Source organism: Chitinibacter sp. ZOR0017 (assembly GCF_000799095.1).
Classification (GTDB): domain Bacteria; phylum Pseudomonadota; class Gammaproteobacteria; order Burkholderiales; family Chitinibacteraceae; genus Chitinibacter; species Chitinibacter tainanensis.
This window is the reverse complement of record NZ_JTLG01000038.1, coordinates 17,879-18,265: the sequence shown is the minus strand read 5'-3', so window position 1 is coordinate 18,265 and position 387 is coordinate 17,879. Positions and strand designations below refer to the sequence as shown.

Below are 387 nucleotides of genomic sequence, written 5' to 3'. Positions count from 1 at the left end.
GTCTGGTGCGGCGATGTGACCTATATCTGGGTTGGCAATCGATGGGCGTATCTGGCGGTGGTGATGGATTTGTTCGCCAGAAAACCCATCGGCTGGGCGATGTCGCTCTCGCCAGATAGTGATTTAACCTGCAAAGCGCTCAGCCATGCGTTTGAATCCCGAGGCAGGCCTAAAGGGCTCATGTTCCATTCTGACCAAGGTAGCCATTACACCAGCATCAAGTTCAGGCAATTATTATGGCGATGCCAGATTCAGCAGAGCATGAGCCGACGCGGCAACTGCTGGGACAACAGCCCAATGGAACGCTTCTTCCGAAGCTTGAAAACGGAATGGATACCAGAGGTCGGCTACAGCTCATTTGTGCAAGCTGAGCGGGAAATATTAGAT

General features: G+C 52.5%; 1 protein-coding gene. It reads left to right on the top strand.

What is annotated here, in order from left to right; translation table 11 throughout:
• A partial coding sequence (locus L991_RS12130) for an IS3 family transposase (protein WP_156129071.1) occupies positions 1–387 on the top strand: 387 nt, incomplete at both ends.